The sequence below is a fragment of the Pseudomonas sp. B21-028 genome (assembly GCF_024749045.1).
In the GTDB taxonomy this organism is placed as follows: domain Bacteria; phylum Pseudomonadota; class Gammaproteobacteria; order Pseudomonadales; family Pseudomonadaceae; genus Aquipseudomonas.
This window is the reverse complement of sequence record NZ_CP087184.1, coordinates 3,839,697-3,853,370: the sequence shown is the minus strand read 5'-3', so window position 1 is coordinate 3,853,370 and position 13,674 is coordinate 3,839,697. Positions and strand designations below refer to the sequence as shown.

General features: G+C 59.1%; 12 protein-coding genes. 5 read left to right on the top strand and 7 right to left on the bottom strand.

The genetic code is table 11. The annotated features are described in order from the left end of the window. The first annotated feature begins 202 nt into the window (after positions 1–202). Entirely contained in the window at positions 203–1,609 is a 1,407-nt protein-coding gene (locus LOY35_RS16370) for a hypothetical protein (protein ID WP_258624826.1), read from the top strand. A 268-nt stretch (positions 1,610–1,877) separates the two neighbouring features. Here the strand turns inward: LOY35_RS16370 and LOY35_RS16365 are convergent, their stop codons facing one another. The 4 genes from LOY35_RS16365 to LOY35_RS16350 form a co-directional block, all read right to left on the bottom strand. Beyond that, the gene (locus tag LOY35_RS16365) at positions 1,878–2,252 is read right to left on the bottom strand and encodes a hypothetical protein (RefSeq protein WP_258624823.1); all 375 of its coding nucleotides are present in this window, start codon (positions 2,250–2,252) and stop codon (positions 1,878–1,880) included. A gap of 483 nt (positions 2,253–2,735) precedes the next feature. Continuing rightward, positions 2,736–3,422 (bottom strand): hypothetical protein, encoded by a 687-nt coding sequence (locus LOY35_RS16360; protein WP_258624820.1) that lies wholly within the window; start codon positions 3,420–3,422, stop codon positions 2,736–2,738. A gap of 149 nt (positions 3,423–3,571) precedes the next feature. Continuing rightward, a complete protein-coding gene (locus tag LOY35_RS16355) occupies positions 3,572–4,003 on the bottom strand; it encodes a GNAT family N-acetyltransferase (protein ID WP_258633659.1) in 432 nt (143 codons plus the stop codon). A 122-nt stretch (positions 4,004–4,125) separates the two neighbouring features. After that, positions 4,126–5,031, bottom strand: a complete 906-nt coding sequence (locus LOY35_RS16350; RefSeq protein WP_258624819.1) for an AraC family transcriptional regulator — start codon at positions 5,029–5,031, stop codon at positions 4,126–4,128. Positions 5,032–5,139: 108 nt separating this feature from the next. On the opposite strand from LOY35_RS16350, the gene LOY35_RS16345 reads away from it, so the two are divergent. Then, positions 5,140–5,481, top strand: a complete 342-nt coding sequence (locus LOY35_RS16345) for a carboxymuconolactone decarboxylase family protein (RefSeq protein ID WP_258624817.1) — start codon at positions 5,140–5,142, stop codon at positions 5,479–5,481. 152 nt (positions 5,482–5,633) lie between these two features. Beyond that, positions 5,634–5,993 (top strand): GFA family protein, encoded by a 360-nt coding sequence (locus tag LOY35_RS16340; RefSeq protein ID WP_258624815.1) that lies wholly within the window; start codon positions 5,634–5,636, stop codon positions 5,991–5,993. A gap of 248 nt (positions 5,994–6,241) precedes the next feature. Here the strand turns inward: LOY35_RS16340 and syrC are convergent, their stop codons facing one another. From syrC to syrB1, 3 genes are read right to left on the bottom strand one after another with little or no spacing between them, the layout of a single operon-like run. Beyond that, entirely contained in the window at positions 6,242–7,453 is a 1,212-nt protein-coding gene (gene syrC / locus LOY35_RS16335) for a syringomycin E biosynthesis aminoacyltransferase SyrC (protein WP_258624814.1), read from the bottom strand. Between the two features lie 58 nt (positions 7,454–7,511). Further along, complete coding sequence (gene syrB2 / locus LOY35_RS16330) at positions 7,512–8,447, bottom strand: syringomycin E biosynthesis L-threonyl-[L-threonyl-carrier protein] 4-chlorinase SyrB2 (protein ID WP_258624812.1); 936 nt, start codon at positions 8,445–8,447, stop codon at positions 7,512–7,514. A 17-nt stretch (positions 8,448–8,464) separates the two neighbouring features. Next, positions 8,465–10,309, bottom strand: a complete 1,845-nt coding sequence (syrB1, locus tag LOY35_RS16325; protein WP_258624810.1) for a syringomycin E biosynthesis L-threonine--[L-threonyl-carrier protein] ligase SyrB1 — start codon at positions 10,307–10,309, stop codon at positions 8,465–8,467. Between the two features lie 347 nt (positions 10,310–10,656). Between syrB1 and LOY35_RS16320 the strand changes: the two genes are divergently transcribed. Together LOY35_RS16320 and LOY35_RS16315 are read left to right on the top strand one after the other, a co-directional pair. Beyond that, positions 10,657–11,718 (top strand): TauD/TfdA family dioxygenase, encoded by a 1,062-nt coding sequence (locus LOY35_RS16320; RefSeq protein WP_258624807.1) that lies wholly within the window; start codon positions 10,657–10,659, stop codon positions 11,716–11,718. Between the two features lie 34 nt (positions 11,719–11,752). Then, positions 11,753–13,471, top strand: a complete 1,719-nt coding sequence (locus LOY35_RS16315; RefSeq protein WP_258624806.1) for a cyclic peptide export ABC transporter — start codon at positions 11,753–11,755, stop codon at positions 13,469–13,471. The last annotated feature ends 203 nt before the right edge of the window (positions 13,472–13,674 follow it).

The window sequence follows — 13,674 nt, the reverse complement described above, 5'->3', positions numbered from 1 at the left end:
CGCGTGGAAGTAGGCGTCAGATTGGTTTATAGGGTCATGGCTGTAGGTACCTACGCCGAATTAGATTCGACCCCATATCCCGTTCAGCATCCACGCAATGGCTGCTTTTGGTCAACGTCCGTCTGTAGTGATCGATAGATGTCCTTCGATGACATTTCAGCACGGCTACTCTTGTGTCCACTCTCCAAACTAAGCGGCCTTGATGCTTATTCGTATTCTGATTGTGTCATTCTTTTTGTGGACTTCTGTCAGCGTCTACGCGGATGAAGAGGTGTCGCAATTCATCGAACGCGGCGCTTGGACTGCAGCGGGAAGCCAGATCTATGACGCGGCCTGGAATAGACGTCCAAGTTCGGACATTGCCATCTCCCTGGCTCGATCCGGCTTTACTGATCTGGCCATTGCCCGCGCCGATGAACCCTTCCGAAATAGTAAATCCTATGTTCTGAGGGCCATCGCGGAAAAAGGCAAAGGGCTCACAGACACTCAGCGCACTCACATCCTCGACGAAGCGCTCCGGGCAGCCACCTCTCCAGACCAGCAAGTAAGTATCGCGCTGGCGTGGGCGAATCTCGACAAGCCCGAACGAGCCATTGCTATTTGCCGAAAAGCTATGGCTGATGCTCGGGGCAACCGTGATTACACCAGACGTATACTTGAGGATCTGGCAATCAGCGAAAACTTTCAGCTGGCCTCAGCTTTAGCTCAAGACCTTGTCGTGTTCGCCGAAGCAACTCAGGGTGACGACGACCCTTATATATACCTCGGCCTGGCGCAGTTGTTTGGATTAGCGGGTGACGAAATACGGGTGGAAAAAGCACTCCAGGCAGCCGAGCAACGCGTCTACCACCTGCCGCGATGGCAGCAGGCTAACGTCAGGGCGAGAATGGTCAATGTCGCGTTACTGAATGACCTGCCCGAGATGGCCGCAATAATCACGCCGCAGAAATACACGCTGATGGAATGGACGCGGTACTACGCTCGTCATAGGGACTACCGCAAGGCAGAAGAGCTGACCCAGGGCATGCGCGACACTCTATACGTTTCGCCTCGAAACGACAGCCTGGCGTATACCATCCGTACGGCGGTTGCTAATGGCGATATCAGACAGGCCAGCGAGATGGTCGACAGGCTAGTGAACATCGACTCCGCGTATGTAAAGCTGCAATTATTCATCGGTCGGGCCTATGTCAGGGCGGGCCGGAATGCAGATGCCTCAAGTGCCTACGCGAAGGCCGCAGCTAAGTATTTGCGGCTGGAGGAACGTACCTACAGCCAACATGACGCTGAGGTATTAGCCCAACTAGTTCACGCATCCAGGATCCATGGTGAGGAAAAGCTCGCCAAGCTCGTCATGGACCTAATGCCGACCATCATTGCAAAAAACTATTCAAAGAATCTGGATGGACAAATACTGAGCCGAGTGTACTTTGCCGCCATTCTTAACGAGGCCGGAGAAAAGGCGGCGGCCTCAACTTGGTTAGCCCAAGCATACGAAATACTGAAGGCTGAGCCCGAACCAGATAAAAGACTAGGATTTGACGATCTTGAGTTGCGTATTGCGGAAGGTCTCGGGGAAGCAACGGATTTAGAATTACCGAACCGCTAGCGAGGCTGATACCACCAGACCACCAGCAAACGGCCGAGGCTACGATCCCCACCGGGGAACTTACTCACCACATCGAACGAGTACAACAGTCGTTCCTGCCCACTCGATAACCGTCCCATCATGCGCGTAATCTTCCCACTGGTCGATGAAGTGATTTTGCCGTAGACGCCACAGGAGTTCCATTCTTAGCAAAGTCGACCTGAAGCAGGCCATGACAAGTGGTTATCAAATAAAGAAGGTTTCGCAGTTTTATCTGACTCTTGACTGGTCATTCCCAGCCCAGTTCTCTGTAGGAAGTCTTGTCTTGTTCGGGAAAGTCCGTCAGGTATTCGCCCCACTGCATGTGCGCATAATATTTGGTCATCGCTTCAAAATGACTTTCAGCCTCGACCTCCCAAACAAGCTTCGCTTCCGAATGCATAAGCGCACGCGCACCATCACCTTGAGCACCAGCTAGACAAAAGGTTTGACAACCATCAGGCTCCTGCCAAAGTTCATGATTCATATTCGAGGCTCTGTTTGTTAAGGCCGTTATGGTGTCCGGAACGAATCGCTCGAAAGCGCCATTCACGAACGTTGGCTTTTGGCCGCTTTCTACTTGTCTTGAATCCACAACTCGAAGCGGATTTTCAAGCTTGATCATCGTGAATTGATTTTATGAGCAACAGCTCGTAGGTCAAATCTGCTTCATGGAATGTGGAGCACCATTCTTGAAAGCCTGACCGGGGCTCGCACAATAGACGGACGATGAGTCCGGACTCCGTACTAAAAATTTCTTTGACGACTGCGATATCCCCAGGCGTTGCATCACGAAAATTTATCCAGTCAACATACACAGCCTTCGTAGGATCGACGTGGATTAGTTTTATTAAGTCGCCTTGGGAAAGTGCCATAGCGTGTTTTTAATACCTCATACCGATCAGGTAAAGCCTAGTTCGAGGAGCTGCTCCTGGCCGGTTGTTGCCAGCCGCGAAGGCATTTTCGGTCGAGAGCGAATGTCTGTACATCATATTTATCCGGGCGTTCATGCCCCTGGGCCCGGTTGTGGGAGTAGGGGGTTAAAACTTGTCATCGTGATCAGGCGACGGCTAAAGCGATATCCCTTTGCTGCTGCATGAATCCGATTTCAATCGAGGCGGCCGATGGCACGTGCAAGATTTGCGCGTGCCTGCTGCTCGAATGCGTCGAAGTAGGGTGCGGTTGTATAAATGCGCTCGCGCACTAGAAAACCCTCCAGGATCTGGCGTCGCTTTCGGCGATATACAGGCATCGGCACGTGCAGGTACTCGCGGCGGATTTGTTGGTCGTACTCTTCGAACCGCTCGGACGATGCCCCAAGGATCGCCAGATCCGTGTCCACCAACACCGCCTCGTCTACCGACTGCGGGGCGCTGTCGTGCCGGGTCGCCATGACCAGGTCGTAAAGCCTGCGGCGCGTTTCGTCGTCCAGGCCGCTATTACGGGCCACCTCGTCCAGCCATTGGGCGCTGCGCAACTCGTTGTCGCTGCGCAGGGGGTCGTAGATTGCGTCGTGGAACCACAGCGCGAGGTCGACTTCGGCGGGGGCTTGGCAGGCGGCGTTGACGAGTCGACGCACCTGAAGGCACTCAGCCAAGTGCTGGCGGTTGTGGTACGCGCGGTGTGGCTCGTCGTAGTGCCGAATGAGTTTTTCGTGCGTCTCTTGCGACGCGCATCTGACTCCTAACTCCGTCCAGACGCGAGCCCAGGCGGTAAAACCCAGGGCCTCAGGCGCGTCGAGGTCGTCGTGTGCCCTGGCTCGGAATAGGCTGCTTTCTTCTGACTGTCCCGTCATTGCTGCTCCCGCACATCAAAGTAGTGCTACACCCAGGCGATCAATGTCGGTGCGAAGGCCACCGGCAGAAGTGGCCGCGCTGGGTAGATAGGGTAAACGCCCCCGGATAAGCACCTGATGCCATCCGCGAATCCTCGGGCTGCTGTGCGTTACAGGTCCAATGTTTTCGCCATTATGATCGTGCGCTCCGACCCGTGAAACTCGTCCCTGACTTTTTTGTAACCAAGCGATGCATAAAACCCCTCTGCGGTGATTGAGGAGGGAACACGTAGCAGGTTCAGACCTGCATTCTTGGCAATTAATTGAATCCTCTCCATCAAGCGTCTCCCGATCCCTTTTCCTTGATAGTTCGGATCGACAAACACACTTCGAACGACGTCTTGGTCAAGACTCGCTGTTGCGACGATATGATTGTCGACTACTGCCACAAGGACCTGGCGCTGAGTCAACAGGTGAAGGATTGCCGCGGGAGAAAAGCTTTGCGCCACTTGATCGATGATGTCGGATGAGTAGTCTTGGGCATTGGACTTGCGGAGGCTTTTAATGATCGTTCGACTGATAGCCGGCGCGTCTACGCTCATAGCGTTTCGAATCAGATAATCCGTCAAGGCAGGTCCTTCCGTGTCATCGTTTGAACTTGGAAGACTTCGGGCTCATTGATACCAGTCGTCTACTTTTGCGGCACCTGGAAATCTCGAAAACATTACATCCCACGCCGCACCCGTCCCGGCGTCTCCCCATAGACCTCCTTGAACTTCTTACTGAAAGCCGCCTGGGATTGATACCCCACCTGGGAGGCAATGTCAGTCAGTCCCAAGTGTGAATGGCTCAACAGGCTGAAGGCCAGCTCCATTCGAACCTGCGTCAACAAAACCCAAGGCGAAACGCCGGCTACCCGCACGAAAGCTCGCATGAACGTGGCGCGGGACATGCTCGCAAGTTCGGCAAGCGCATCCACTGTCCATTCGTGACCTGGATCGGCCAGCATCGCCTGCCAGGCTTGGCCCAGTCGTTTATCGGCCAACAGGGCCAGGGTGCCGGTGTGTTGGCCGTGGCTTGCGAGGTGAGCGCGCAGGATCAAGGTGAACAGCGCCTGGGACAAGGCATCGAGTAAGAAGTGTGCGCCGACCTGATCGCTATCGGCTTCACCTCGCAACAGGTCGACCAGTGCCGGCAAAGGGGCACTTGCAGGGAGAACCGCGCTGGGAATCACGAGATGTTCGGGGAGGGCGGTGAACAACAGGGAGGCACGATTGTAGTGGAAGTTCCCGCAAAGCATGTCCAGGTCCGTGCTTCCGCGGCCAATGCGGTAAAGCGGCAGTGTTCCACCGGAAACCAGCCGCGGGGTACCCGGCTCAGCCGTTTTCCCGATGCCATGCAGCAGGTGCGGTGCCCCACGGGGCAGGAGCAGAATGTCTCCTGCTCGCATCGGCAGGCGCTGGCCATCCGGAAATTCGACTCGGCATTCTCCTGCCAAGACAACGTGATAGGGCGCTTTTCCCAAGGCTTCCTGTTGGTGATCGAGTGCCCAATCTCCTTGAAACTGACACCGCAGATCCACGCTGCCCCGCACATTGGCCAAACTGATGAGTTTATCGATCGAATTCATTTGAGCGCTTCGCATAAAAAGTTGAGCGGATTGGACAAACCCGAATCACGCCCTGGGGGGAGACTGAGCCTGTCGAAACAGTACACCAACTTGCTCAGGAGTCATGCGATGTTCAACAACTGGTCCGAACTGCTACCCACCATTCAGAAGGCTTTCGGTGCGCTCGGAAAGAGCAACCCTAAAATGGTCAAGGCCTATATGGCCCTTGGCGAGGCTTCCGCCGAAAACGATGTGCTGGATGCGAAAACCCGAGAGTTGATTTCGATTGCCGTCGCTGTTACCACCCGTTGTGACGGATGTATTGCCGTCCATGCGGATGCGGCGATCAAGGCTGGAGCAAGCCGCGAAGAAGTGGCGGCTACATTGGCAAGCGCAATCTCGCTCAACGCCGGCGCTGCCTATATCTATTCGTTACGCACGCTGGAGGCGTACGACTCGCTGAGAAAATAGATCCGGCTGGCGCAGGTGTCAGGCCTCGGTACCGTGCGGTACCGGGGCTTTTTAATGCCTGCGGGATCTTCGGGATTACGCCCCGACGCAGCGCGCAAGGTTATCCACTACGATGAGACTGCGAGTTCACTGACGATGGAGACATACCCACGATGAACTACACGGGCGCCTGTCACTGCGGAGCGGTTGGCTTCGCGTTTGAAGCCGAAGTTGAAGAACTGATCAGTTGCGACTGTTCGCTGTGCAGCAAGCGCAATGCGTTGATGGCCACGGTGCCGCGGCAGCATTTTCGCATCAGCCGTGGCGAAGATGCGCTGCGTCTGTATCGCTGGAACAGCGGCGTGGCCCAGCATTACTTTTGTGGTGCGTGCGGGATCTATGTATACCACCGACGTCGCAGTAATCCCGAGGTACTCAGCGTCAATGCGTGCTGTATCGATGGATTGGATTACCGCGCCCTGCCGTTGCGTCATGTCGATGGCAAGAACCGAAGCCTGGTCGGCCCGCCTTGAGCACAATGCTTGTTCGACCACAGGGTGCCGACCTCAATGGTTGGCACCGTGCCCAGGTCATGAGTCCAAAGGCGGGCAGAGCCTAATGCCAGTCCTGGCGGCGCAAAACCTGTGGGAGCAAAGCTTGCTCGCGATAGCGGCGGCACCGTCAACATTGTTGCTGACTGACGTACCGTAATCGCGAACAAGCTTTGCTCCCACAGGTTTGCTTAACTGACTGGCATCAGGGCAGGCCTCTGTCTGGCAGCTCAGACAGCCACCGATTCCAGCGTCGCTTCAAGAAAGCGGAAGGCAGTCTGTTTCGAACGTAGGGTCGATTCAAAGAACGCCAGGTGACTGCCGTTGCGTTCCACATGCAGCATGGCATCGCTGATGGACTCGGCGATGCGCTGGGAGCCGCCGATGTGGGTGGTTTCGTCGGCGTCGCCGGCAACCACCAGGGTCGGCACGCTGATCTGTCCCAACCGTGACTGCAACTCGGTCTTGTTCAACGCATCGTTGAGCCGTGCATAACGGTAGAACAGCTCCTCGTTGACGTAGGGGTAGAGCGCCGCATGGGCGATCGAGTCCGGGATGGTCGCCAGTGTCGCCTGGTCCAGGAACAACGCCTGCAAGTCGCTGGCTTCGTTGCGGTCGACGGCGGCCGACTCCATCAGCCATTCGAAATTCTGCTGATGGGCGGTGCGCAGGCTGTTGTCGCCGAGGTTGTAGTCACCGTGCCACAGGCTCAGGGAGTTCACCCGCCCGGGGTGGATGGCGGCGGCGCTCAAGGCGATCACCGCGCCGCCGCAGATGCCCATCAAGTGCGCACTGGGCAGTTCGTAGTGGTTCATCACGTTGATCAGGTCGCCGACCTGGGCATCGGTGTCCACGGAGAGTTGGTCGAACGAGGTACAGGAACCGAACAGCCCCCGGGTTTCCCAGGTGACCACGAAGAATCGCTCGCTCAGCGCATTGAACCAGTCGCGACACAGGTCGAACGGCATGCCGCAGGGCAGGGCCAGGACGATAGCCGGGCGCTTGCGATCCTTACTGGCGTGCACCGACAACGCAACGTTGTCGCGGGTGATCAGGTGCACGGTCTCGACCTCGGGCACCGAACCACTGAAATCGAAGTGTCTGACCAGGTGCCCGAATTCCCTGACACTTTCGAACTCGTCGAAGTGATCATAGGAGTAATCCAGCGCCTGGCAGATTTTCTTGCTGATGAACATCTCGAAAGACGACAGCTGCCCTTCGCCATCGTGCACGTACTGCACGGCTTTGACACCGATGCGTGCGAAGGTAGCGCTGACCGCCCGCTCCGTGGCTCTCACGCTGGGGGAGGCCTGGTCGGGTGATGGTCCATCTGCCTGAGCGAGGAAGCTCAGGCAGATGGGGTCGGGCAGATGGATGGCAAGGTGCCTAAGCATCCTCACGGTCTCACACAGGCGCGTTGCTGCGTCGGTGGAAATAGTCATGGATTGGGGACTCCTGTCAGGCACGTTGCGCATGCCACTGTCTTATGGCACCGAAAAATCAGACCGCTTCGAATTTCTTGCCTCGGGTGGTATGGGTGACAAGGCGGTTGTATTCCGGGGTCTTGTCCCCGATCACCTGGACCGCGCCGTATTTCTCAAGGCTGATGCGACCGCCGTACTCCTCGATATGCTCGGAGTCCGGGTAGATCTTCACGAAGGACGGTACATAGCGTGAGGCGAAGCCCATGCGCATGTCCTGGGACTCGCCGCTGTGGGGGTAGGAGGCGTGCATCAGGGTCGACCAGAAAATGATGAACTGGCCGGCTTTCATCTGCATCGGTACGGCGGCGGATTCGTCAGGCTTGAAGTTCTCGTCGATCTGCAACTGGCGATAGTCGTAGCCGAAGAAGCCACGGCGCACGCCATCCTTGACCACCGTGCTGTTGTTGGCATCGGGATCGTAGGCCATGCGCTTGGTTTCGTCGTAGTTCATGCTGTTCTGGGTGCCGGGAATGAACTGCAGGCAACCATTGGCGATGTTGGCGTCGGTGAACGCGGTCCAGACGGTGATGGTGCCGCCGAAGTCTTCGTTCTCAGGCCACAGGATCTGCGGCTTGCCCGAGGCGTTGGCGAAGGTGTCGGCCTGGTGCCAGTCGGTGCCTTCGTCGCCGGGGTATTTGGGGAAGAACTCGGTGCGCCAGCACAGTACGTCCGGACCGAGGATGCTTTCGACGCGGTCGCAGATCTGCGGACGGCAGATGTGGCTGGCGAGGAATTCGTCGTCCAGGTGGCGATCATAGTTGGCGATATTGGTGCCGGCGGAAATCGCATCCAGGTCCTGGTAGGCCGCGGCGCTGCGGTCGAGCAGGCGCAGACGGGTGCGTTTCCAGGTTTCTTTCATTTCTTCGGGGGTATAGGCGTCGAAAGGACCGATGAAACCGTTCTTCTCGAAGGACGCGCGTTCTTCCGGGGTCAAGGCGAATTTCTTGCTCATGGGCTGTTCCTTTTCGGTCAATGGGCTTGGACAAGGGAGCGCTGGATGCAGTCGGCCAATACCTTGGCGGTCGCGCCGTCGGCCAGTACGCCGGGGTCCAGGTTGACCTTGTAGTGGGCCTTGAAGGTGCTCAGGGAGCGAATCAGTGCCAGGGAGGTACCGCCAAAGTCGAAGAAGTCATCGTTCAGGCCGATGTTCTTCAGGCCGATATCCTGCGACCACACCTTGAGCACGAATTGCTCTTGCTCGGTAAGGTTGTCGGCCGCGTGCTGCACGGTGGCTTCTATGGATTCGGGCGAGGGCAGGCGTTGCTTGTCGATCTTGCCGTGGTCGGTGACCGGCAGTTGCGCCAGGGCGATATAGGCCGAAGGACGCATGTAGTCCGGCAGGTTGGCGGCCACCAGCGCGGCGACTTCGCTGCGGACCTGTTCGGTCCAGGCATCCACGCCCTGGGCCGGCACCACGTAGGTAACCAGGCGCCAGTCGCCATCGCCGTAATCGTGACCGGCCACATGGGCGGCGGCCACGGCGGGACTGCTCTGCAGGCAGGCCTCGACCTCGCCGGGCTCGATGCGGAAGCCGCGGATCTTCAGTTGCTCGTCGCAACGCCCGGCGTAGCGATACTCGCCGTCATCGCCCAATACCACCAGATCGCCGGTGCGATAGGCGCGGCTTGAGGTCCCTGGCAGTTGCACGAAACGCTCGCTGTTCAGGGCCGGGCGGTTCAGGTAACCCAGCGCCACGCCGGCGCCTTCGATGTACAGCTCACCGGCGGTGCCCTGGGGCACGGGTTGCCGGTCGGCATCGAGCAGGTTCAGGCGCCAGCCATCCAGCGGGGCACCAATCGATACCATGGCGGCACTTTCCAGGTCCTGGCCCAGCACGCGCTTGAAGGTGGTATGCACCGTGGCTTCGGTGATCCCGTACATGTTGATCAGCGCGGGTTTCTGGTCGCCGTGGCGTTCGACCCATGGACGCAACACGGTGGCCGGTAGCGCCTCGCCGCCGAATACCACGTAGCGCAGCGCCAGTGGCTCCTTGGCCTGGCGGTCCGCCTCATCGAGGCCACGGAAGGCCGAAGGGGTCTGGCTCAGGACGGTCACGCCCCGGTCGACCAGCCATTGACGGGTGGCGGTTGGCGAGCGCGACACATCGTAGGGCACCACGGCGACCTGGCCACCGTGGGCCAGAGCGCCCCAGATCTCCCAGACCGAAAAATCGAAGCCGATGGAGTGGAACATCGACCAGACGTCGTGCTCGTTGAAAGCGTATTCACGCTGGGTGCTTTCCAGCAGGCGGCTGACGTTGCCGTGGGCGACCAGCACACCCTTGGGTTCGCCGGTGGAACCGGAGGTGTAGATGACGTAGGCCGGTGCCTGTTCGGGGTTGCGGCGGTCGACATCGCCGATCGGTTCCAGCGCCGGGCCGGCCAGCAGATCGGCCAGCGGCAGGACGCGCACGGACGGACTCTGCGCCAGCTCGGCGGGCTCGCCGATCATCAGGCTCAGGCCGCTGTCGCGCACGATGTGTTCGACGCGCTTGCCGGGGTATTGCGGGTCGACCGGGACGTAGGCGCCGCCGGCCTTGAGAATGCCCAGCAGGCTGATGACCAGGTCGACGCTGCGCGTCAGGCACATCCCCACCAGCATGCCGTCGTTGACGCCTTCCTGGCGAAGACGGGCTGCCAGTTGTGACGAGGCCGCTTCGAGTTGCGCGTAGCTCAACGCGCGAGTGGCGTCGGAGACGGCCGTTCGCTCGGGAAATTCACGGGCCCGGGCGGTAAAGATTTCATGCAGGAATGCACCGGGCGTGAGAGGGGCTGGCGCGGGGTTGACCGATCCGCCAGTGTTCTTAATCGGCATGACTAACGCTCCTGTTGATTGCCAGGTGCAGCGTATTTGCGCGGTTGCGAAAACCGTTGCACTCGAGACGTCACTGCGGCCCACGGGATCGTTTAATGCGCCTGTGCGATTCGCAGCTGTCGCATTTCAGCACCGACTTTGTGCCGGCGTCTGTCGCGGGAAATGGGGACAAACCGCGTTCGGATGAACGTCGACTCCGACGGTGTAACCGGGCGTGTCGGGTCTGTCCCGGTTTGCGGTGCCAGACATCACCGTGGATCAGTGTTTTTATCCTTGCCCGACAGTGGGGCGCATTGGTTTTGCCCCGTACGACGTGGATCCGAGGATCCGTGGTTCAGGAGTGATGAATGAGTCTTCAAACTAACGCTTCGCCCGTGATGAGCGATGACGGGACGGCGGATTCGCTTTCCTGGCCCGGTCAGCCAGTCGATGGGCAGGTCAGATTGTCGCTGCTCGCCGATGGCTTGAGCCTGCCCGTGGTGATCGAGGCGATCGCCCCTGGCCTGGATCCGTCGGCATGGGCTGGCACCCACCGCGAGGCCATCGAGGCACTGTTGTGTCGCCATGGCGCGGTGCTGTTTCGTGGTTTCGAACTCGCCTCGGTACCGGCCTTCGAAGCGTTTGCCGAAGCCTTGTCCCCCGGCTTGCACGGCAGTTACGGCGACCTGCCGAAGAAGGAAGGGGGGCGTAACGTCTACCGCTCCACGCCTTATCCCGAACGGGAAATGATCCTCTACCACAACGAGAGTTCGCACCTGGAAAGCTGGCCAAGCAAGCAGTGGTTCTATTGCGAACAGCCTTCACGGGTCGGTGGCGCGACGCCGCTGGCGGACATCCGGCAAGTGTTGCGACACCTGCCTGCCGAGGTGGTGGCCCGCTTCGAACAAAAGGGGCTGATGTACAGCCGCACCTTCACCGCCGGGGTCGAGCCAAGCTGGGAATCGTTCTTCGGCACCACCGACCGTGGAGAAGTCGAACGGCGTTGCCGCGAGCAAGGCACCGATTTCGAATGGCTCGACGGCGACAGCCTGCAAGTGCGCACCCTCTGCCCGGCGGTGATCCGTCATCCGCGGACCGGCGAGGCGGCGTTCTTCAACCAGGTGCAGCTGCACCATCCGTTCTGCCTCGGCGAAGAAATGCGCGAAGACCTGCTCGACATGTTCGGCGCCGACCGTTTGCCGCGCATGGTCAGTTATGGCGATGGAACACCGATCGAAGACGAGGTCATGACCCTGGTCGGCGACGCCTACGAGACCTGCGCCGTCAGGTTCGACTGGCGCAAGGGCGACGTGATCATGCTCGACAACATGCTGGCCGCCCACGCTCGCGATCCTTACGAGGAACCGCGCCTGATTGTCGTGGCGATGGGCGAGATGACCGCCCGGGGCGATGTATGGCGACCGGCGTGAGCCCTTTCGCGATTCCATTCGAGGATAGCAACCCATGAAGAAAGAGAAGAAAGAGAAGAAAGCAAAGAAAGTGAAGAAGCCCAAAGCGGGTTCGGTCATGCGCCTGTTATGGCGCAACCATCCCTGGCTGACGCTCTTTACGCTGGTCTGCGGTGTCATCAGCGGGGTCGCGTCCATCGCGGTGGTGAACGTGATCAACGAGGCTATCCACAATGACGGCTCTCGCCTGCATGCGCTGTACTGGTTCATCGGCCTCAGTGCCACGGCGCTGATCTTGCGTAACGGTGCTGCCTTGTTCCCGGCCTACGCCAGCATGCGCATCATGACGCGGTTGCGCATTGCGCTGTGTCGCAAGATCCTCGCCACGCCGCTGGAAGAAGTGGACCGGCGCGGCCCGCCCAACGTGCTGACGATGTTGACCAACGACATCCCGCAATTGAATACGACGCTGATCATCATGCCCACGATCCTGGTGGAGACGACGGTGTTCCTGTTCGGCATCGCCTACCTGGCCTACCTGTCGTGGGTCGTGTTGGCTTTGACGGTGTCACTGATGATCCTGGGGGTGGGGCTTTATCTGTTCTTCTTTTCCTGCGGCGTCAGGAACACCTCCCGTGTGCGGGATGAGTACACCGCGTTCAATGAATACACCCATGCCCTGGTGTTCGGCCTCAAGGAGCTCAAGCTCAATGGCGTGCGCCGCCGCTGGTTCGGCCGCTCGGCCATCGAGGCGTCTTCCACCCGCGTGGCGCGCTACAACTTCGTTGAGCGCGTGTGGTACACCGCCGCCGACAACGTCGGGCAACTCACGCTGTCATTGTTGATCGGTTGCCTGCTGTTCGCCGCGCCCCTGGTGAGCGCCGTCGACCCGAAAATCATGACCGCCAGCGTCCTGGCCGTGCTGTACATCATGGGCCCGTTGTCGTTGCTGGTCGGGGCGATGCCCCTGCTGGCGGCGGGCCGTGTGGCCTGCACGCGTCTTTCGGAGTTCGGCTTCTCGATCAACGATCCGCATCCGGAGCCCATCGAGACCGACGTGCCCAAGGTTCATCTGCTGGAGCACAAGAAATCGTGGAGCCGCATCGAATTGAAGGCCGTGCGGATGAATTATCAGGAGCTGCACGCAGAGACCGGTTTCTCCCTGGGACCCGTCGACCTGACAGTGCAGGCAGGCGAGTTGATCTACATCGTCGGTGGCAACGGTTGCGGCAAGAGCACCTTGGCCAAGCTCCTCTGCGGGCTCTACATCCCCCAGGAGGGTGAGGTCCTGCTCGATGGCAAGCCGGTCACGGATGAAAATCGCAACGACTATCGCGATCTGTTTTCCGCGGTGTTCTCCGACTTCCACCTGTTCAATCGCCTGATCGGCCCCGATGAGGAGGAGGGCAACGCCATCCTGGCGAGCAAGTACCTGGAAACCCTTGGGCTGGCGGACAAGATCAAGATCGAAGGAGACGGTTATTCGACCCTGAAGGCCTTGTCCTATGGCCAGCAGAAACGCCTGGCCCTGGTGTGTGCGTACATGGAGGACCGGCCGGTGTACGTGCTCGACGAATGGGCCGCCGACCAGGATCCGCCGTTCAAGAAGTTCTTCTACGAGGAGCTGCTGCCCGACCTCAAGCGCCGTGGCAAGACGGTGCTGATCATTACCCATGACGACCAGTACTTCCAGCTGGCCGATCGCATCATCAAGTTGTTGGACGGCCAGATCGTTTCCGACATCAACTGCGCCCTGCGCGACAAGCGAGCCTGAATGGCTGTCCTGACTGCACCGTTCGGCTTGCGATGTTGTCGCGACAACACCCCTGCCAACCCGTAAAAGACGCCTGACGCAAAACCCGCCCGACAATGGAGTTTCTGTCGGGTGGCGCCGGCTGTCTGCGCGAATCTGCATCATCAACTCCAGGCTTGCCCTGTTGCGTTTGCCCCGGGCAGCACTGACAAATATCTGAGAAG

Bases quoted from the DNA above. Each gene is read 5' to 3' on its own strand.
- LOY35_RS16370 (WP_258624826.1), top strand. From the start codon at position 203: ATGCTTATTCGTATTCTGATTGTGTCATTCTTTTTGTGGACTTCTGTC.
- LOY35_RS16365 (WP_258624823.1), bottom strand. From the start codon at position 2,252: ATGATCAAGCTTGAAAATCCGCTTCGAGTTGTGGATTCAAGACAAGTA.
- LOY35_RS16360 (WP_258624820.1), bottom strand. From the start codon at position 3,422: ATGACGGGACAGTCAGAAGAAAGCAGCCTATTCCGAGCCAGGGCACAC.
- LOY35_RS16355 (WP_258633659.1), bottom strand. From the start codon at position 4,003: ATGAGCGTAGACGCGCCGGCTATCAGTCGAACGATCATTAAAAGCCTC.
- LOY35_RS16350 (WP_258624819.1), bottom strand. From the start codon at position 5,031: ATGAATTCGATCGATAAACTCATCAGTTTGGCCAATGTGCGGGGCAGC.
- LOY35_RS16345 (WP_258624817.1), top strand. From the start codon at position 5,140: ATGTTCAACAACTGGTCCGAACTGCTACCCACCATTCAGAAGGCTTTC.
- LOY35_RS16340 (WP_258624815.1), top strand. From the start codon at position 5,634: ATGAACTACACGGGCGCCTGTCACTGCGGAGCGGTTGGCTTCGCGTTT.
- syrC (WP_258624814.1), bottom strand. From the start codon at position 7,453: ATGACTATTTCCACCGACGCAGCAACGCGCCTGTGTGAGACCGTGAGG.
- syrB2 (WP_258624812.1), bottom strand. From the start codon at position 8,447: ATGAGCAAGAAATTCGCCTTGACCCCGGAAGAACGCGCGTCCTTCGAG.
- syrB1 (WP_258624810.1), bottom strand. From the start codon at position 10,309: ATGCCGATTAAGAACACTGGCGGATCGGTCAACCCCGCGCCAGCCCCT.
- LOY35_RS16320 (WP_258624807.1), top strand. From the start codon at position 10,657: ATGAGTCTTCAAACTAACGCTTCGCCCGTGATGAGCGATGACGGGACG.
- LOY35_RS16315 (WP_258624806.1), top strand. From the start codon at position 11,753: ATGAAGAAAGAGAAGAAAGAGAAGAAAGCAAAGAAAGTGAAGAAGCCC.